The following is an 18,643-nucleotide window of genomic DNA, read 5'->3' as shown; positions in this document are numbered from 1 at the left end:
CTTTTACTGCTTAACCTTCCGCAAAAAATCAGCCAAAGACCTGTCCGCACTCTCGCTAAAGCGTCTTTCCGTCAATGCTATATTCAAACACCTGTCGAGCCGGAAGCAGCGGTAGTCATCGCGTCGCTCGCACCATGCGGCCAGCAGCCAGTGCTCGCCCCAGAAGAACAGCCCCAGCGGCTGAACCTCGCGCTTTGTGAGCTGCCCGGCCTCATCGCGATAGTGCAGCGCCAGCACGCGCTGGGCGGATATCGCCTGATGGATCACATCAAATCCGCTGCGCGAATGCGGCTGAAGCGCAATGTCCGGTGCGTAGATCCGCGTCTGCTCAGCCTTGCGCCTGCTTTCCTCCGGCAGGATCGCCAGCACCTTCTCCTGGGCAGACTCCAGCTCGCGCGACAGCGATTCGCCTCCCCAGGTTTTGAGCAGGCGGATCGCCACCATCAGCGCCTCAGACTCCTTATTGGTCAGCATCAGCGGCGGTAAATCAAAGCCCGACATCAGCCGATATCCGCTTCCCGCCTCGCCCTCCACCGGCACGCCGGAAAGCGACAGATCGCGGATATCGCGGTAAACCGTTCGCTCGGACACGCCAAGCCGGTCCGCCAGATGCGCTGCCGTTGTCAGACGTCTACCCCGCAGGATCTGCACAATCTGAAACAAACGGTCAGCGCGTCGGGTCATCTGGGTTACTCTCAGGCCGGTTGATGGAGGCCGACGCGATTACCTTCGCTGTCGGTAAACAGAGCTATAGTGCCGATACCGTCCGGCAGCTCTAGCGGGCCAAACACGCACTCACCGCCCGATGCGGCAATGCGATCGAGCGTAGCCGTCAGGCTGTCAGTATGCAGGTAAATAATAGCGCCCTGCGAAGACGGTGTAACGCCGTCAAATTTCGCCAGCGCGCCGCCGGTGGCCGGATCCTCGTGCGGGAAAATCGCCAGCTCAGCCACGTCCATCTTCTCGCGACGCAGCACAACCTGCATCACCGTCTCGTAAAATTTGATGGCGCGATCCATATCTACCACGGGAATTTCAAACCAGTTAATCACACTTTTCATACGTCCTCCTGCCTGTTATTGGGGTTCAGAAGGAGTCTACGACAGGGCTCCTGACAGCATACTGTCAGGAGTGTTTGTCAGGCGCAGGTAAAAAAAATCCCGGTCAACCGACCGGGATTTCAATAACACGCAATTCAACGCCTTACGGCAGAATGGACGGCTGATCCGCCCCTTCTTTCTCAACCTTCTGCTGGAGCAGGTGCTCGCGCTTCATGCCGAGTTTCAGTGCCAGCGCGGACGCGACGTAGATAGACGACGCGGTACCGATAGACACACCGATCAGCATGGTCAGCGAGAAGCCTTCCAGCACCGGGCCACCGAAAAGGAACAGCATCAGGATCACCATCAAGGTGGTACCGGAGGTGATCAAGGTACGGTGCAGCGTCTGGGTCAACGACACGTTAAAGATTTCGTACGGCGTACCGCGACGGATCTTACGGAAGTTTTCACGAATACGGTCAGATACCACGATGCTGTCGTTCAGCGAGTAACCGATAACGGACATCAGGGATGCCACAATCGTCAGGTCAATCTCAATGTGGAACAGCGACAGTATCCCCATGGTGATCACCACGTCGTGCGCCAGGGCGATAACCACACCGGCTGCCAGACGCCACTCGAAGCGGAAACCGACGTAAATCAGGATGGAAATCAGCGCGACCATCAGCGCCATTGCACCGGTCTGCGCCAGGTCCGCCCCCACGCTCGGGCCGACGAACTCAATACGCTTAACCGTTGCATCCTGACGGGTCGTTTCGTTTATAACCTGTACGACCTTGCTGCCCAGCTCCTGGCTGCCGTTAGCATCGTGTACCGGCGGCATACGCACCATGATATCGCGGCTGCTGCCGAAGTTCTGCAGCAGCGGCTCTTCGAAGCCCGCTTTCTGCAGCGACTCGCGCATCTGGTCCATGTCGATCGGTTTTTCCAGGGTGATTTCAATCACCGTACCACCGGTGAAATCGAGACCCCAGTTAAAGCCTTTCACGCCCATAATGACGATGGACAGAATCAGCAGAAAACCTGAAATGCCGAAGGCCCAGTAGTCCCAGCGCATAAAGTCCCAGACTTTACGGCCGTGGTTCAATTGTTCAACAGTATATTCCTGTGCCACAACGCACTCCTCAGATAGACAGCTTTTTGACGCGCTTGCCGCCGTACAGCAGGTTCACGATGGCACGGGTGCCGACAATAGCGGTAAACATCGACGTTGCGACACCGATACCGGTAGTAATCGCAAAGCCTTTGATAGCGCCAGTACCCACTGCATACAGGATAAGAACCTTAATCAGTGTTGTTACGTTCGCATCGAAGATGGAGCTGAACGCGCCTTTATAACCTTCTTCAATCGCCTGCTGAACAGAGCGACCGTTGCTCAACTCTTCTTTGATACGCTCGTTTATCAGTACGTTGGCGTCGACCGCCACCGCAAGGGTAAGCACGATACCCGCAATCCCCGGCATGGTCAGCGTCGCCCCCGGCAGCAGGGACATGATGCCGATGATCAGCACCAGGTTGGCGATCAGTGCAGAGGTCGCAATCAGGCCGAACTTCTTGTAGAAGAAGATCATGAAGAGAATGGAGACCACCAGACCGGCCAGACATGCTTCCAGACCTTGCTTGATGTTCTGCATACCCAGGGTTGGGCCGATGGTACGTTCTTCAACGATCTGAATCGGCGCAATCAGCGCACCGGCACGCAGCAGCAGAGAGAGCTGACGGGCTTCGTTCGGGTTGTTGATACCGGTAATACGGAAGCTGTTACCCAGACGGGACTGGATGTTGGCGATGTTAATCACCTCTTCCTCTTTCACCAGCACCGCGCGACCGTTGGCATCTTTCTTACCGCTGTCTTTGTACTCCACGAACAGGGTCGCCATCGGTTTACCGATGTTGTCCTTGGTGAAGTTAGACATGATGTTGCCACCCGCGCTATCCAGCGAGATGTTAACCTGCGGCTGGTTGTATTCGTCCTGGCTTGAAGTGGAGTCGGTGATATGGTCACCGGTCAGGATCACGCGCTTGTACAGCACAACCGGCTGACCTTCACGGGTCTGTTTCACTTCGGAATCGCCCGGAATACGGCCAGAAGCGGCAGCGGACTGATCGACGTTAGTGTTCACCAGACGGAATTCCAGGGTTGCAGTCGCGCCCAGAATCTCTTTCGCCCGCGCGGTATCCTGGATACCCGGCAGCTCTACCACGATACGGTCAGCACCCTGACGCTGTACCAGCGGCTCGGCGACGCCCAGTTGGTTGACACGGTTACGCAGAATATTGATGTTCTGCTGAACGGCATATTCACGCGCTTCGCTCAGGCGAGCATCGGTCATTACCGCGCGCAGCTGATTGCTGCCCTGAGAGGTAATCACCAGATCGCGATGGCGTTGAGAAAGGTAAGTAACGGCCTGATCGCGCGCCGCGCTGTCGCGGAAGGTGATGCTTAAACCGTAGTTATCTTCTTTACGCACGGTGGTGTACGCGATGCCTTTTTCACGCAGATCGCTGCGCAGGCTGTCGATATTCTGTTCCTGCAGCTTGCCGAGTGCGGTATCCATATCCACTTCCATCAGGAAGTGAACGCCACCACGCAGGTCAAGACCGAGTTTCATTGGCTCTGCGTTCAGCGCAGCCAGCCAACGCGGGGTTGCAGGAGCAAGGTTAAGCGCCACGACGTATTTATCACCCAGCACGCCCATCAGCGCTTCACGGGCGCGGAGCTGCGTGTCGGTGGTGTCGAAGCGAGCAAGAATTGCGCCCTCTTCCAGTGCCACAGACTTAGCGGTAATTTTTTCTTCTTGTAACGTTTTCTGGACCTGGATCAGCGTTTGCTCACTGGCGGCGACACCGCGCGCGCCAGTGATTTGAACGGCCGGATCCTCACCATACAGGTTGGGAAGTGCGTACAGCAGGCCGACGATAATCACGACGACCAGCATGATGTACTTCCACAAAGGATAACGGTTTAACACGGCAGTTCCCTTTGGGAAAAGTTGGGATTACAGCGCCTTCATGGTGCCTTTCGGCAGAACGGCGGCTACGAAGTCACGTTTGATGACCACTTCAGTGGTGTCGTTCAGGGCGATAGCAATGTAGCCGCTTTCCGCTACTTTGGTTACGCGACCGACCAGGCCACCGTTAGTCAGCACTTCATCGCCTTTCGCAATGGAGTTCATCAGGTTTTTGTGCTCTTTGGTACGCTTCTGCTGTGGACGCAGGATCATGAAGTAGAAGATCAGACCGAACACAACCAGCATCAGAATCAGAGACATTGGGCTGCCCTGGGCTGGTGCACCTGTTGCTGCTACCGCATCAGAAATAAAAAAGCTCATTCAAATTCCCTCATTATTAAAATTAATCAACGTTCAACGGTGGGACATCACGACCCTGACGTTGGTAGAAATCCGTCACGAAGCTCTCTAATTTACCCTCTTCGATAGCCTTACGTAAACCAGCCATTAAGCGCTGATAATAACGAAGATTATGAATGGTATTGAGACGCGCGCCCAAAATCTCGTTACAACGATCGAGATGATGCAGATACGCGCGAGAATAATGGCGACAGGTATAGCAATCGCACTCGGAATCGAGCGGGCTGGTGTCACTCTTATGCTTCGCGTTACGGATTTTCACCACGCCATCGGTAACAAACAGATGACCGTTACGCGCGTTACGGGTTGGCATTACGCAGTCGAACATATCGATGCCGCGACGTACGCCTTCAACCAGATCTTCTGGTTTACCCACACCCATCAGGTACCGCGGTTTATCGGCCGGGATTTGCGGGCAGACGTGCTCCAGAATTCGGTGCATGTCTTCCTTCGGCTCGCCCACAGCCAAACCGCCGACAGCGTAGCCATCAAAACCTATCTCTACCAGACCTTTAACGGAGATATCGCGTAAATCTTCGTAAACGCTGCCCTGGATAATGCCGAACAGCGCATTTTTGTTCTGCAGGGAGTCAAAACGGTCGCGGCTGCGCTTCGCCCAGCGCAGGGACATCTCCATAGAGCGCTTGGCATAATCCCAGTCCGCCGGATATGGCGTACATTCGTCGAAGATCATCACGATATCGGAGCCGAGATCGTACTGAATCTCCATCGATTTTTCGGGATCGAGGAAAATCGGATCGCCGTTGATCGGGTTGCGGAAGTGCACGCCCTCTTCGGTGATCTTGCGGATGTCGCCCAGGCTGAAGACCTGGAAACCGCCGGAGTCGGTGAGAATAGGGCCTTTCCACTGCATGAAGTCGTGCAGGTCGCCGTGCAGCTTCATGATCTCCTGGCCGGGACGCAGCCACAGGTGGAAGGTGTTACCGAGGATAATCTGTGCGCCAGTGGCTTCAACTTCTTCCGGCGTCATCCCTTTTACGGTGCCGTACGTACCCACAGGCATAAACGCGGGGGTTTCCACCACGCCGCGATCAAACACCAAGCGACCGCGGCGCGCGCGGCCGTCGGTGGTATCGAGTTCAAATTTCATTTCTATTCCTCTGTGCCGGAAAAACAGTCCAACACATTATTCTGGTGCCGCGGACTTATTCCCCGACACGCTCGTTCAAAGCCTGCGGATTGTACGTGATAAACATCGCGTCACCGTAGCTAAAAAAGCGATATTTTTGTTCTACCGCAGACTTGTAGGCATTCATCGTATGCTGGTAACCCGCAAAGGCGGAAACCAGCATAATCAGCGTCGATTCAGGCAGATGGAAATTGGTCACCAGCGCGTCAATCACGTTGTACTGGTAGCCCGGGTAGATAAAGATCTGCGTATCGCCAAAGAACGGCTCGATAAGATCGGTTTTTGCCGCCTGCGCCGCGCTCTCAAGGGAACGCACGGAGGTGGTGCCTACCGCAACCACGCGGCTGCCGCGCGCCTTCGCCGCCAGCACCGCATCCACAACCTCCTGCGGCACTTCGGCATACTCGGAATGCATGATGTGATCTTCAATGCTGTCCACGCGCACCGGCTGGAAGGTACCGGCCCCGACATGCAGCGTCACAAACGCCATCTCAACGCCTTTTGCGCGCAGTTTTTCCAGCAAGGGTTCGTCAAAGTGCAGGCCCGCCGTCGGCGCGGCCACCGCGCCAGGCTTCTGGCTATAAACGGTTTGATACAGCTCGCGATCCGCCTCTTCGTCCGGGCGCTCAATGTACGGCGGCAGCGGCATGTGGCCGATGGTGTTCAGAATATCCAGCACCGTGCGCTCGTCGTGGAATTCCACTTCAAACAGCGCATCGTGGCGCGCGGTCATGGTCGCTTTGATGCTCTCGTCATCGCCCAGCAGCAGCTCCGCGCCCGGCTTCGGCGCCTTAGACGCGCGAATATGTGCCAGAATACGCTTATCATCGAGCATACGTTCGACCAGCACTTCAATCTTTCCGCCGCTGGCCTTACGGCCAAACAGGCGCGCCGGGATCACGCGGGTGTTGTTAAAGACCAGCAGATCGCCAGGGTTGAGCTTGTCGAGCAAATCGGTGAAAGTACCGTGCGTCAGCGCGCCCGTTGGCCCGTCCAGTGACAGCAGGCGACAGCTGCTGCGCTCAGGCATGGGATAGTGAGCAATCAGGGATTCAGGCAGTTCAAAGGAGAAATCGGCGACGCGCATGACGTATACTCGTGACTTAAAAACAGGCGGCATAGTCTAGTGCTCACACCCTTTTGCTGCAACAACTAGCCGACTTTGGACAGATAAAACGCATGAATTTTCTCGCTCACCTGCATCTCGCCCACCTCGCTGACAGCTCCCTTTCCGGCAATTTGCTGGCCGATTTCGTGCGCGGTAATCCCGCTGAAGCTTATTCCGCGGAGGTGGTTGACGGTATTTTCATGCACCGGCGTATCGACGTGCTGACCGATAACCTGCCGGAAGTGCAGGAAGCCAAAGCGTGGTTCCGTCCGGAAACCCGCCGCGTTGCGCCGATCACGCTCGACGTGATGTGGGATCACTTCCTGTCGCGCCACTGGGCACAGCTGTCGCCGGAGATGCCGCTGCCGGAATTTGTGCGCTACGCCCGCGAGCAGGTCGCCCTCATTCTGCCCGACTCGCCGCCGCGCTTTGTGAACCTGAATAATTACCTGTGGTCGGAACGCTGGCTGGAGCGCTATCGCGAGATGGACTTCATCCAGAACGTCCTGAACGGGATGGCGAGCCGCCGCCCGCGTCTGGACGCGCTGCGCGACTCCTGGCACGATCTGGATGAGCATTATGACGCGCTCGAGACCCAATTCTGGCAGTTCTACCCGCGCATGGTGGCGCAGGCGAAAAATAAAGAACTGTGATGTCGGTTTGATTGATAGGTAAAAGCTGGTGGAACGATTGTCATCACCTCTTTGTCTTATCCATGAACACTCTCTATACTGGCCCGCGTTGCGTTCCAAATAACCTTAGTATCTACAGGAGAATCATATGGTTCTGGTAACTCGTCCGGCTCCGGATTTTACAGCTGCAGCAGTACTGGGCAACGGTGAAATCGTTGAAAACTTCAACTTCAAACAGCACACCAACGGTAAAGCGACCGTTCTGTTCTTCTGGCCAATGGACTTCACCTTCGTTTGCCCGTCTGAGCTGATCGCGTTCGACAAACGTTATGAAGAATTCCAGAAGCGTGGCGTAGAAGTGGTTGGCGTCTCCTTCGACTCTGAATTTGTACACAACGCATGGCGTAACACCCCTGTCGAAAACGGCGGCATCGGTGCGGTGAAATACGCAATGGTTGCGGACATCAAACGCGAAATCCAGCAGGCTTACGGTATCGAGCATCCGGACGCTGGCGTTGCGCTGCGCGGCTCCTTCCTGATCGATGCGAACGGCATCGTTCGTCACCAGGTCGTGAACGATCTGCCGCTGGGCCGTAACATCGACGAAATGCTGCGCATGGTTGACGCGCTGCAGTTCCACGAAGAGCACGGCGAAGTGTGCCCGGCTCAGTGGGAAAAAGGTAAAGAAGGCATGAACGCGTCTCCGGACGGCGTGGCTAAATACCTGTCTGAGAACGTATCCAGCCTGTAATCGGCACGGTTTACGAAGAAGGCCCGCATATGCGGGCCTTTTTGTTTAGAACGCGAAGCACGAACACCCTAACACGCCCCAGAACGCCTGTTCATCAGACACCGGAATTTCCGACTGGCGCGCAATGCCGTGCGCATGCCCGTGCACGCCGCAGCTGCCAATACACTGATGCATCTGCACCACCGCGCCCACCTTGCTGGCCGCAGGCGGCGCGGAGCGATAGTGCCCCGGCACCTTCACCACCGGTGACCACTCCGGCACGACCGGGATCGGCGGCGGCGACAGCGGGCTAAAGTGCCCGGCGGCATAAACCACCTTGCCATCCACCACCGTCAGTACCGACTCAATGCCCTTAATCTCCTCTTCCGCCACGCTGAAGTAGTCTTTCGACAGCACCACCAGATCGGCAAGCTGCCCTTCAACAATGCGCCCCTTTTTCCCCTGCTCGCTGGAGAACCACGCGCTGCCTGCGGTCCACAGCTCCAGCGCCACGTCGCGCGGCAGGCGGTTGCCGTCGTCATACATCGCCAGCCCGCCGACTGTGCGCCCGGAGACCAGCCAGTAGAGCGCCGTCCACGGGTTGTAGCTCGCCACGCGGGTCGCATCCGTGCCCAGGCCAACCGGCACGTCCAGCTCCAGCATTTTCGCTACCGGCGGCGTGTGCTTCACCGCCTCTTTGCCGTACCTGTCGACAAAATACTCGCCCTGGAAGGCCATGCGGTGCTGCACCGCAATTCCGCCGCCGAGCGCCTTCACGCGCTCGATGTTGCGCTCGGTAATGGTCTCCGCGTGGTCGAAGAACCAGTGCAGGCCGTTGAACGGAATATCCCGGTTCACTTTCTCGAACACGTCGAGCATGCGGCTGATGGATTCGTCATAGGTCGCGTGCAGGCGGAACGGCCAGCGGTGTTCCACCAGGTGGCGCACCACGCGCTCGAGCTCGTCTTCCATGCCTTCGGGCAGGTCCGGGCGCGGCTGGAGGAAATCCTCAAAGTCCGCCGCGGAGAACACCAGCATTTCGCCCGCCCCGTTGGCGCGGTAGAAGTCCGTTCCCTGCCCCGGCTTGAGCATATCGGTCCAGCGCTCAAAGTCTTCCAGCTCCTGCTTCGGGCGCTGGGTAAAGAGGTTATAGGCGATACGCACCGTCATCTGCTCTTTGGCGTGCAGCTCGGCGATCACTTCATAATCCTCCGGGTAGTTCTGAAAGCCGCCGCCCGCGTCGATGGCGCTGGTCAGCCCCAGGCGGTTCAGCTCGCGCATAAACTGTCGGGTCGAGTTAACCTGCTGCTCAATCGGCAGCTTTGGCCCTTTCGCCAGCGTTGCGTAGAGGATCATCGCGTTGGGTTTGGCGATCAGCATCCCGGTCGGGTTGCCGTGGTTGTCGCGCACGATCTCGCCGCCCGGCGGGTTCGGCGTCTCTTTGGTGTAGCCCACGGCCTTTAGCGCGGCGCGGTTGAGCAGCGCGCGATCGTAGAGGTGAAGCACAAAGACCGGCGTATCCGGCGCGGCGTCGTTGAGCTCTTCGATGGTCGGCATCCGGCGTTCGGCGAACTGGAACTCGCTCCAGCCGCCGACCACGCGCACCCACTGCGGTGACGGCGTGCGATCGGCCTGCGCTTTCAGCATCCGCAGCGCATCCACCAGCGAGGGCACGCCTTCCCAGCGCAGCTCGAGGTTGTAGTTCAGCCCGCCGCGGATCAGGTGCAGGTGTGAATCGTTCAGGCCGGGGATCGCGGTACTTCCCTTCAGGTCAACGATCTGGGTGCCCTGCGTCGCATAGCTCATGATGCGGTCGTGGTCGCCCGTGGCGAGGATCTTTCCGTTGGCGATGGCCACCGCTTCGGTGAGCGGGTTTTCACGATCGAGGGTGTGGATCTTACCCTTGGTTAAGATCAGTGTGGCAGTTTGAGACATAACGTACTCCTTTGAGCCGAATCAGGCCTTTTTCAGCCATCCGGCGAACAGACGGGTCACGATGGGCATCCACAGCCAGACCACCAGCGCGACCACACAGGCATCGTTAATCAAATGCAGTAATAAAGATCCTTTCAGACCAGGCAACAGCGCCCCGGTCACCAGCGGCACCACGTTGGTGCTGGGGAAAATCACCAGCAGGGTGATGAGAAACTGCTTCCACTGCTTTGGCTTACGCACGTGCGGCTCGGGCGGGGTAAACCAAAAGGCCGCCTCGGTGCGCACTTCGGTTTTGTCCCCGTCTGCCAGCGCCGGTTCAATCTCTTTCACCAGCGCGTTACGGGTTTCAGACTGCGTCCACGCATAGAGGTGTTCGGGGGTATCGAAGCGGATGATCACCGTCCAGAGGGATTGTCCCTCTGACGGGCGAATCACGTTCGCCCCGAGGTGGCCGGGAAATTCCGCCGCGATGGGCATGATTTTCCCCAGCCACTGCTCGTACCGTTCTGCCTGTCCCGGAAGAAGGGTATGGGCGATCACCAGCGTCACATGAGATGTTTGCGCCATAAGGGTTCTCTGGTTATTAACGGGCGGGAGAGCCCCGCCCGGAAAGAATTATGCTTTGCGCTCTGGCGCGCCGTGGACGAGGGTATAGGCATAATCAACGCCCATGCCGTACGCACCGCTGTGCTCGCGCACCAGGTCCATTACCGCGTCGTACGTGCCTTTGCGCGACCAGTCGCGCTGGTACTCGAGCAGCACCTGCTGCCAGGTCACCGGCACCGCGCCGGCCTGTACCATGCGGTCGATAGCGCGTTCGTGAGCATCCACTGAAGTACCGCCGGACGTATCCGTCACCACGTAAACGTCAAAACCTTCATCAAGTGCCATTAGCGCCGGGAAGGTCAGGCACACTTCGGTCCACAGGGCAGAGATGATGAGTTTTTTGCGGCCCGTTGCTTTGACCGCCGCAACAAACGCGTCATCTTCCCAGGAGTTCATTGAGGTTCGTTCAATCGGCTTCACGTCCGGGTGCACCGCCAGCAGTTCCGGCCAAATATATCCGCTAAAGCTTTTTGTTTCGACTGAGGTATAGATAACCGGCACATCAAATATTTTGCCCGCTTTCGCCAGCGCCACCGTATTATTCTTTAATAACTGACGGTCAATATTTGCTACGCCAAACGACATTTGCGGCTGGTGATCGATAAAAATCAGCGCGGAATTTTGCGGGTCAATCAGTTCACGAATAGACATAAAAGTACCTTTTAATCAAGATGTTAAAAGCCAACTATTGTGTGTGCTAAATGAGAAAGGGCCCTGACTGATTAAGCAAATTGAGTATAGCGAGAATTAATTAAGAGGATATTAAAGAAATTTGTCTCCTCTGGTGAATTAAACAGAACAAGATGAAATATATTTTGCAGCAGGCAATAAATACCTGCTGCAATTAGCAGGGTTAATTACCGAACCAAACGGACGCAGAGATCGCAGGTAATGAGAGTATCCCCTCCTGAATTCCCCCTTTCCCTTCTTTGAGCTGCCACGCCTTCACGGCCAGCAGCGGAGAGTGGTCAAGCACCACCTCGCAGGCTTCACCCCGGTTAATCGCCACCAGCACGCGCTGCTGGTTATAAACGCGAGCAAACACCACCACGTTATCATGCGCGTAAACCACCTGACAGCCGCCGTAGCGCAGGGCCTGATTTTGCTTGCGCAGCGTCGCCAGACGCTGATAGAGGCCAAACAGCGTCTTATCCTGCTTCGCCTCGTCCCACGGAAAGGTTTTGCGGCAGAACGGATCGTTATTGCCGTCCAGCCCCACCTCATCGCCATAGTAAATGCACGGCACGCCGGGCCAGGTAAAGAGCCACGTTACCGCCAGCGGCAGGCGCGCGACGTCTTTGCCGAGCAGCGATTTAAACCGCGCGGTGTCGTGGCTATCAAGCTGGTTGAACATCCTCAGCTGCTGCTGATGCGACAGGCTGGCGCGGTAGTTGTCCATCCACGCCATGCAGGTTTCAGCGTCGATAGGGTTGGGATCGTAAGAGATATCCGTGTTCGCCAGGAAGCCCCACAGCGGGAAGGTAAACCCGCGATAGTTCATCGCCGCATCTTCCGCGTCGGCCTGCAGCCACTGCCGCGCGTCGCCGAAATGTTCGCCGAAAACAAACGCTTCGGGGTTCGCGGCTTTGGCCGCACGGGTAATCGCGGCGACGTGCTTGAGGTTGTTGTGCGCCCCGCCCCCTTCCCCGAGCATATGCACCACGTCCAGTCGCCAGCCGTCCATGCTCCACGGCGCCTTCAGCCAGTGGCGCACGATGCTGTCATCATCGCCGTAGATTTCGGTGACCAGCGTAGGGGACCGGAAATCCAGCTTCGGCAGGCTAGCGTAGCCCAGCCAGTCGAGCGCGCGGCCTTCCTCATCAAAGCTGTACCAGTCGCGCTGCGGCGAGTCCGGGTTGTGACACGCCCCGCGCAGGTGCTGGTTATGGCGGTCAAACCAGGCGTGCGAATCGCCGCTGTGATTAAACACGCCGTCCAGGATCAGGCGCATACCTTCTCTTTGGGTATTTTCCCGCAGCCGGAGCAGCGCCTCGTCGCCGCCAAACTGCGCGTCCACGCGTCGGTAATCTTCGGTATCGTACTTATGGACGCTCGGCGCTTTAAATACCGGGTTGAGGTACAGCGCGGTAACGCCGAGCTTTTTGAGGTACGGGAGCTTTTCGCTAATGCCGTCGAGATCGCCGCCGTAGAACGTCGAGCCGCCTGCCTGAGCGGTGAGCGGATCGTCCCAGTCCTTCAGGATAATATCGTGGCCCGCCGCGTGGTGGTGGTACACCTTGTCCTGATGCTCCGTGCGTTGAGCGCTTCGCGCAAAGCGGTCCGGGAAGATCTGGTAAAAGACCTCCTCGCTCACCCACTGCGGGCCCGCGTCAGGGTAATCCACGGCAAACTGCTCCAGCCGAGCGGGCGGGAAGCGGCTGAATCCCTGCGGGGTAAACCACAGCTGGCGGCTGTTCCACAGCAGCTTAAAGCTGTAGCGGCGGCGCGGCTGCCCGCTGCGTAAATCGATGTTTGCCCGCCACGCCGTCACCCCGGGCTGCGGCTGGCTGCGCTGCTTGTGCATTGTTAGCGACGTTTCTTCGTTATCCACGTCGGTGCGAAGCGTCACGCGCTCGGGCTGATTTTCTCCCGCCAGCCAAAGCGTAATCATAAGGTTGTCTTTGTTTTGCTTAACGAATGGGACAACCGGAAGGTGCCAGGCATTTAACATCACGCATCCCCTTTGATGAAATTGACGCCACCTTGCCACAGGGGAATGAAGGTTAGCTCACCATGACGAAATTTATTGGGGGAGGAGGACGGGGGATGAGGCATCAGTGCGGCCTGATGCCCTCATCCTGCCCCTCTCCCACGGGGAGAGGGAAAGGGGATTACTGCGCCTGCGCCAGCTGGCGGTCGCGGCGGCATTTAAACATCCAGCCCACCAACAGCAGAACAATCCACGCGAAGCCAACGTACAGCGAAATACGGGTATCCGGATGGTAGCCAATCAGCGCGATGATAAACACCAGGAAGATCAGGCCAGCCACGGTGGTAGGCACCCCGCCCGGCACCTTGAACTTCAGCGCTTTTGCCTCTTCCGGGGACAGGCGGCGGCGGAACGCGATCTGCGACAGCAGGATCATAATCCACACCCACACGGTCGCAAACGTTGCCAGCGACGCAATCACCAGGAAGACGTTCTCCGGCATGATGTAGTTCAGATAGACCGAGAATAGCAGCGCGACGGTCATCACCACTACCGTTACCCACGGCGTGCCGCGGCGTGAGGTTTTGGCAAAAACCTTCGGCGCGCTGCCCTGCTCCGCCATGCCGTGCAGCATACGGCCGACGCCGAAGACGTCGCTGTTAATGGCAGAAAGCGAGGCGGTCAGCACCACGAAGTTCAGAATGCTGGCGGCGAAGGCGATGCCCATGTGCTGGAAGGTCAACACGAACGGGCTGCCGTTAGTGCCTACCTGGTTCCACGGATAGATGGACATAATCACAAACAGCGTGCCCACGTAGAACACCAGGATGCGCATCGGTACGGAGTTGATGGCGCGCGGAATGGACTTCTCCGGGTCCTTCGCTTCACCGGCGGTAATGCCGATGATTTCGATCCCGCCGTAGGCAAACATCACCATCTGTAGCGACATCACCATCCCGAGCCAGCCGTTGCTAAAGAAGCCGCCGTTGCTCCAGAGGTTGTGGATACCGGTCGGCTGCCCGCCGTTGCCAATTCCCCAGATGATGATGCCGAAACCGGCAAGAATCATGATGATGATGGTGGCAACCTTAAAGAAGGAGAACCAGAACTCCAGCTCGCCAAACACCTTCACGCTCATCAGGTTGACGGCGCAGATGATCAGCACCACGCTCAGCACCCATATCCAGTGCGGCACGGCGGGGAACCAGACGCCCATGTAGATGCCGAACGCGGTCACGTCAGCGATGGCCACGATCAGGATTTCAAAGCAGTAGGTCCAGCCGGTGATGAATCCCGCCAGCGGGCCCAGGTTTTCCTGCGCATAGCGTGAGAAGGAGCTGGCTGACGGGTTATGAACTGACATTTCCCCCAGCGCACGCATGATGATATACGCCGCCACGCCGCCGATGATGTACGCCAGCAGCACGCTGGGACCGGCCATTTTAATGGCATCTGCCGAGCCATAAAAAAGACCGGTACCGATAGCAGAGCCAAGCGCCATAAAGCGGATGTGGCGCGTGCTCAGTCCACGCTTAAGTTTGTTAGTGCTTTCCATTTAAATCTTGCCATTCAACACGAAAAAAACAAAAAACCACGGGGCCTTAAGCCCCGTGGTTAAACAGTTTGTTGCCGTTGATTAATGGACGTTCGATGCCACCTGACGCCCTGCAGCACGGTCCCAGATAATCGCCAGCACCAGTGCAACAACGGTAGGCATCAGCCAAGCCAGTCCCTGCTCGGACAGCGGCAGACGCTGTGTCCAGGCAGGCAGGATTTCTGCGAATGCTGATGCTTTGATCCCGTCAAGGATACCAAAAATCAGGCTGATAAACATGGCTGGCGCAATAATTCGCGATGAGTTATTCCACCACGGGCGGGTGAAGCTCAGCACCACCAGCACGATGCACGGCGGATAAATCGCCGTCAGCACCGGAATAGAGACCTGGATCAGGTGGCTCAGACCGAGGTTAGACACCGCCATGGAGAAGATGCCGAGGATAAACACCAGCGTGCGGTATGAGAGCGGCAGGTACTGCGCAAAGAACTCTGCGCAGGCGCAGGTCAGGCCAACCGCCGTCACCAGGCACGCGAGGAAGATCAGTACCGCCAGCAGCATGCTGCCCGCGCCGCCGAAGGTGTGCTGCACGTAAGCATGAAGGATTGCCGCACCGTTAGCGTTCTGGTCAACCAGCGTCGCGCTGTCGGAGCCCAGGCGGAACAGCGCCAGATACAGCAGCGTCAGGCCCACGCCTGCCATCAGGCCGGCCCAAATCGTGTAGCGGGTCAGCAGGCGCGCTTCGGTCACGCCACGCGAACGTGCGGCGTTGACGATAACGATACCAAACACCATCGCCCCCAGCGTATCCATGGTCAGATAGCCGTTCACGAAACCGTTAGAGAACGCGGCGTTCTTATAAGCATCCATCGCATCGCTGATTGGGCCAGCAGGCCAAACGATGGCCGCAACGGCCAGCACGATCAGCGCAATAATTTTCAGCGGTGCCAGGAAGTTACCTACGGTATCCAGCAGCTTGCCCGGATAGAGGGAGACCAGAATCACAATCGCGAAGTAAACCAGGCTGTAGATAAACAGCGGCATCGCGCCATCGCCGGTCAGCGGAGCAATCCCCACTTCGAAAGAAACGGTCGCGGTGCGCGGGGTGGCGAACAGCGGGCCGACGGCCAGATAGCAGACGGTTGCCAGCAGAACGCCAGCCACTTTGCCAATCGGGGTGCTGAGGCTATCTACGCCGCCGCCGACTTTCGCCAGCGCAACCACGGTCAGAACCGGTAGACCCACGGCAGTAATCAGGAACCCAAACGCAGCCGTCCAGACGTGTTCACCCGCCTGTAAGCCAACCATGGGTGGAAAAATGATGTTGCCTGCGCCAACGAACAGCGCGAATGTCATAAAGCCCAGCGCGATGATGTCACGCGATTTTAAATGATGGGTCATAAAACCTTACTGCCTGTGGATGTGGTGTTGTAAACGTTGAGTTTTTCGCCATCCCTCACGGGACAATACAGCAGAAAATTTGCTCAATTTCAGCGGGATATTCTCCCGTCCTGGCGTGGAGAAGAATAGTTTTTCGATTTACCACGCAAATACAGTCGGTATGACAGTATCAGGTGGGGAATTTAAACGCTTATAACGTTTAAAGGCAAGGAGGGATCGTAAAACCAGAACAATATGCCAGTATGAAAATACAGACCAGCACAATACGCTAATTATCCGAAAAACCCATGGCTAATCATGCGAACAAAAAAGCATCAACCGTATAAAATTCATCCGCGTTTCGCTTGACCGCAAAGAAAACGGGCCAGCAATCGCTGGCCCGTGGAAAGGTGAGATGACACGCCCGCGGTCAGGCGCTTTTTTTGGCAATTAATCGTTCCGGAATAACGAAGCTAAAGCGCGTGCCTTTCCCCACCGTACTCTGAATTTCCAGGCGTCCTTCATGGTGGTTTACCGCGTGCTTGACGATGGCCAGCCCCAGGCCGCTGCCCCCGGTCTGCCGCGATCGCGCTTTGTCCACGCGATAGAAACGCTCGGTCAGGCGCGGAATATGCTCCGGCGCGATCCCCGGTCCGTTATCCTCGACGCTAAACTCTGCGCCGGCCCCCACGCGCTGCCAGCGCACCACGATCTTCGTCCCCTCGGGCGTATGGTTCACCGCGTTGTACACCAGGTTCGACACGGCGCTTCGCAGCTCATCTTCACTGCCCAGCACCTTCAGGCCGCTGTCGACGTCAAATAGCAGCTCATGACGACTGTGGCTCAGGGTTTGCGCTTCCCGTTCGACCAGGCGAAGCATGACGGGCACGTCAATGGTGTCGTTCAGGGCCAGGGACGGCGCGGCCTCGATTTTTGACAGCGTCAGCAGCTGCTTCACCAGCCCTTCCATGCGGTGCGTTTGCTCGCGCATGGTATGGAGCGCCTTCTCGCGCGGCGCGCCCTCCAGCGTTTGCTCCTGCATCATCTCGAGATAGCCCTGCAGCACCGTCAGCGGCGTGCGCAGCTCGTGGCTGACGTTAGCAAAGAAGTTACGCCGCGCCCCTTCAAGCTGGTGCATTTGCGTCACGTCGCGCGCCACCATCAGCCACTGCCTGTCGCTGTAGGGCATCACGCGGATTTCAAGATGTCGGCCGTTGTTAAGCTTGAGGTTGTGCGGGCGCGTAAAGTCGCGCTTTTTCAGATACAGCGTGAACTCGGGGTAGCGCAGAAGGTTAAGAATATTCTGGCCGTTATCGTCCGGCCAGCGCAGGCCCAGCAGCTGCTGCGCAAGGCCATTACACCAGAAGATGGTCCCTTCTTCCGTCGTCAGAATGACCGCATCCGGCAGCGACTCCGCGCCGCTACGGAAGCGTTTGATCAGGCTTCCCAGCTCGCGGCGACGCTTTTTATTGCGCATCTGCATCTGGTGCAGACCGTAGAGCAGCGGCTCCCAGCTCCCGCTTCCGGGCGGTGGCGTCATGCTTCTGTCCACCCACAGCCACCAGGAAAGGCGCAGCAGGTTCCAGAAGTGCCAAATCAGCAGCCCGGTAACTGCCGCCAGCAAAAACCACGGCAGATGACCAAAAATAGCCCCCAGAATAAGGGCCGGAATACAGCATAAGATCAGTTCAAAGACGAGCCTTTTCCATGACAGACGTTCCAGCACGCGTCACACTCCTGTCATTATTCAGAAACGGGTCGAAAAACGATAACCCGTGCCGCGGACCGTCTGCACCATGCGATCGTGGCCGCTCAGTTCCAGCGCTTTACGCAGGCGGCGAATATGCACGTCTACCGTTCGATCTTCGACGTATACGTTAGTGCCCCAGACGTTGTTTAGCAGCTGTTCGCGGCTGTAAACGCGCTCCGGGTGCGTCATAAAGAAATGCAGGAGCTTAAATTCGGTCGGCCCCATATCAAGAGGGCTTTCGCCGGTCATCACGCGGTGCGAGGTTGGGTCAAGGCTCAGCCCCTGCATCTCAATCACCTCTTCCACCGCCATCGGCGAAATGCGGCGCATCACGGCTTTGATGCGGGCAACCAGCTCTTTCGGCGAGAACGGTTTGGTAACGTAATCATCCGCGCCGGTTTCCAGACCGCGCACGCGGTCCTCTTCTTCGCCGCGCGCCGTCAGCATCACCACCGGAATGTCGCGGGTCATCGCTTCGCGCTTAATGTGCTTGATAAACTGTAGCCCAGAGCCGCCGGGCAGCATCCAGTCAAGCAGGATCAGATCGGGCCAGGGTTCATTCAGCTGGTTTACCGCGCTGTCATAATCTTCCGCTTCAACCGGCTGGAAGCCGTTTTGTTCGAGCACGAAGCACACCATTTCACGAATCGGAGCTTCATCTTCTACGACCAGAATACGTCTCGCCATACTTTGCCCTGTCTTCTCTTATTTAAGT

General features: G+C 57.4%; 17 protein-coding genes. 2 read left to right on the top strand and 15 right to left on the bottom strand.

The features are described from left to right. Positions 1 to 3: 3 nt before the first annotated feature. The 7 genes from DBY73_RS11285 to queA all read right to left on the bottom strand — a co-directional run bounded on the left by DBY73_RS11285 (position 4) and on the right by queA (position 6,669). Positions 4 to 684 carry a YafY family protein gene (locus DBY73_RS11285; protein WP_112011237.1) on the bottom strand — a complete coding sequence of 227 codons (681 nt, stop codon included), beginning with the start codon at positions 682 to 684 and terminating at the stop codon, positions 4 to 6. 11 nt (positions 685 to 695) lie between these two features. Next, complete coding sequence (locus tag DBY73_RS11280) at positions 696 to 1,061, bottom strand: VOC family protein (protein ID WP_112011236.1); 366 nt, start codon at positions 1,059 to 1,061, stop codon at positions 696 to 698. A gap of 142 nt (positions 1,062 to 1,203) precedes the next feature. Next, a complete protein-coding gene (gene secF / locus DBY73_RS11275; RefSeq protein ID WP_112011235.1) occupies positions 1,204 to 2,175 on the bottom strand; it encodes a protein translocase subunit SecF in 972 nt (323 codons plus the stop codon). A gap of 10 nt (positions 2,176 to 2,185) precedes the next feature. Then, a complete protein-coding gene (gene secD / locus DBY73_RS11270) occupies positions 2,186 to 4,033 on the bottom strand; it encodes a protein translocase subunit SecD (protein WP_112011234.1) in 1,848 nt (615 codons plus the stop codon). A 27-nt stretch (positions 4,034 to 4,060) separates the two neighbouring features. Next, complete coding sequence (gene yajC / locus DBY73_RS11265) at positions 4,061 to 4,393, bottom strand: preprotein translocase subunit YajC (protein ID WP_003021544.1); 333 nt, start codon at positions 4,391 to 4,393, stop codon at positions 4,061 to 4,063. A 22-nt stretch (positions 4,394 to 4,415) separates the two neighbouring features. Continuing rightward, entirely contained in the window at positions 4,416 to 5,543 is a 1,128-nt protein-coding gene (gene tgt, locus DBY73_RS11260) for a tRNA guanosine(34) transglycosylase Tgt (protein ID WP_112011233.1), read from the bottom strand. Positions 5,544 to 5,598: 55 nt separating this feature from the next. Then, the gene (gene queA / locus DBY73_RS11255) at positions 5,599 to 6,669 is read right to left on the bottom strand and encodes a tRNA preQ1(34) S-adenosylmethionine ribosyltransferase-isomerase QueA (protein WP_112011232.1); all 1,071 of its coding nucleotides are present in this window, start codon (positions 6,667 to 6,669) and stop codon (positions 5,599 to 5,601) included. A 92-nt stretch (positions 6,670 to 6,761) separates the two neighbouring features. Here queA and acpH point away from each other — a divergent pair, with 92 nt between their 5' ends. Together acpH and DBY73_RS11245 are read left to right on the top strand one after the other, a co-directional pair. Then, positions 6,762 to 7,343: an ACP phosphodiesterase gene (gene acpH, locus DBY73_RS11250; protein WP_112011231.1), complete on the top strand. Its 582-nt coding sequence runs from the start codon at positions 6,762 to 6,764 to the stop codon at positions 7,341 to 7,343. A gap of 127 nt (positions 7,344 to 7,470) precedes the next feature. After that, complete coding sequence (locus DBY73_RS11245; protein ID WP_010428037.1) at positions 7,471 to 8,073, top strand: peroxiredoxin C; 603 nt, start codon at positions 7,471 to 7,473, stop codon at positions 8,071 to 8,073. A gap of 45 nt (positions 8,074 to 8,118) precedes the next feature. Here the strand turns inward: DBY73_RS11245 and DBY73_RS11240 are convergent, their stop codons facing one another. From DBY73_RS11240 to phoB, 8 genes are all read right to left on the bottom strand, one after another. Further along, positions 8,119 to 9,987, bottom strand: a complete 1,869-nt coding sequence (locus DBY73_RS11240; RefSeq protein WP_112011230.1) for an amidohydrolase — start codon at positions 9,985 to 9,987, stop codon at positions 8,119 to 8,121. 21 nt (positions 9,988 to 10,008) lie between these two features. Next, positions 10,009 to 10,554: an antibiotic biosynthesis monooxygenase gene (locus tag DBY73_RS11235; protein WP_112011229.1), complete on the bottom strand. Its 546-nt coding sequence runs from the start codon at positions 10,552 to 10,554 to the stop codon at positions 10,009 to 10,011. 48 nt (positions 10,555 to 10,602) lie between these two features. Next, positions 10,603 to 11,244 (bottom strand): hydrolase, encoded by a 642-nt coding sequence (locus tag DBY73_RS11230; protein WP_112011228.1) that lies wholly within the window; start codon positions 11,242 to 11,244, stop codon positions 10,603 to 10,605. A gap of 202 nt (positions 11,245 to 11,446) precedes the next feature. After that, entirely contained in the window at positions 11,447 to 13,264 is a 1,818-nt protein-coding gene (malZ, locus tag DBY73_RS11225) for a maltodextrin glucosidase (RefSeq protein ID WP_112011227.1), read from the bottom strand. Between the two features lie 160 nt (positions 13,265 to 13,424). Then, complete coding sequence (gene proY, locus DBY73_RS11220; RefSeq protein WP_112011226.1) at positions 13,425 to 14,798, bottom strand: proline-specific permease ProY; 1,374 nt, start codon at positions 14,796 to 14,798, stop codon at positions 13,425 to 13,427. Between the two features lie 81 nt (positions 14,799 to 14,879). After that, positions 14,880 to 16,199: a branched-chain amino acid transporter carrier protein BrnQ gene (gene brnQ / locus DBY73_RS11215; protein ID WP_112011225.1), complete on the bottom strand. Its 1,320-nt coding sequence runs from the start codon at positions 16,197 to 16,199 to the stop codon at positions 14,880 to 14,882. A 409-nt stretch (positions 16,200 to 16,608) separates the two neighbouring features. Further along, a complete protein-coding gene (gene phoR / locus DBY73_RS11210; protein ID WP_112011224.1) occupies positions 16,609 to 17,904 on the bottom strand; it encodes a phosphate regulon sensor histidine kinase PhoR in 1,296 nt (431 codons plus the stop codon). Between the two features lie 21 nt (positions 17,905 to 17,925). Further along, complete coding sequence (phoB, locus tag DBY73_RS11205) at positions 17,926 to 18,615, bottom strand: phosphate response regulator transcription factor PhoB (RefSeq protein ID WP_112011223.1); 690 nt, start codon at positions 18,613 to 18,615, stop codon at positions 17,926 to 17,928. Positions 18,616 to 18,643: the final 28 nt, after the last annotated feature.

The organism is Enterobacter sp. RIT418 (assembly GCF_003057745.1).
In the GTDB taxonomy this organism is placed as follows: Bacteria; Pseudomonadota; Gammaproteobacteria; order Enterobacterales; family Enterobacteriaceae; genus Enterobacter.
This window is presented reverse-complemented; position numbering and strand designations above follow the sequence as displayed.

Bases quoted from the DNA above. Each gene is read 5' to 3' on its own strand.
- DBY73_RS11245 (WP_010428037.1), top strand. From the start codon at position 7,471: ATGGTTCTGGTAACTCGTCCGGCTCCGGATTTTACAGCTGCAGCAGTA.
- acpH (WP_112011231.1), top strand. From the start codon at position 6,762: ATGAATTTTCTCGCTCACCTGCATCTCGCCCACCTCGCTGACAGCTCC.
- queA (WP_112011232.1), bottom strand. From the start codon at position 6,669: ATGCGCGTCGCCGATTTCTCCTTTGAACTGCCTGAATCCCTGATTGCT.
- yajC (WP_003021544.1), bottom strand. From the start codon at position 4,393: ATGAGCTTTTTTATTTCTGATGCGGTAGCAGCAACAGGTGCACCAGCC.
- brnQ (WP_112011225.1), bottom strand. From the start codon at position 16,199: ATGACCCATCATTTAAAATCGCGTGACATCATCGCGCTGGGCTTTATG.
- DBY73_RS11235 (WP_112011229.1), bottom strand. From the start codon at position 10,554: ATGGCGCAAACATCTCATGTGACGCTGGTGATCGCCCATACCCTTCTT.
- phoB (WP_112011223.1), bottom strand. From the start codon at position 18,615: ATGGCGAGACGTATTCTGGTCGTAGAAGATGAAGCTCCGATTCGTGAA.
- DBY73_RS11285 (WP_112011237.1), bottom strand. From the start codon at position 684: ATGACCCGACGCGCTGACCGTTTGTTTCAGATTGTGCAGATCCTGCGG.
- DBY73_RS11230 (WP_112011228.1), bottom strand. From the start codon at position 11,244: ATGTCTATTCGTGAACTGATTGACCCGCAAAATTCCGCGCTGATTTTT.
- malZ (WP_112011227.1), bottom strand. From the start codon at position 13,264: ATGTTAAATGCCTGGCACCTTCCGGTTGTCCCATTCGTTAAGCAAAAC.
- tgt (WP_112011233.1), bottom strand. From the start codon at position 5,543: ATGAAATTTGAACTCGATACCACCGACGGCCGCGCGCGCCGCGGTCGC.
- DBY73_RS11280 (WP_112011236.1), bottom strand. From the start codon at position 1,061: ATGAAAAGTGTGATTAACTGGTTTGAAATTCCCGTGGTAGATATGGAT.
- proY (WP_112011226.1), bottom strand. From the start codon at position 14,798: ATGGAAAGCACTAACAAACTTAAGCGTGGACTGAGCACGCGCCACATC.
- DBY73_RS11240 (WP_112011230.1), bottom strand. From the start codon at position 9,987: ATGTCTCAAACTGCCACACTGATCTTAACCAAGGGTAAGATCCACACC.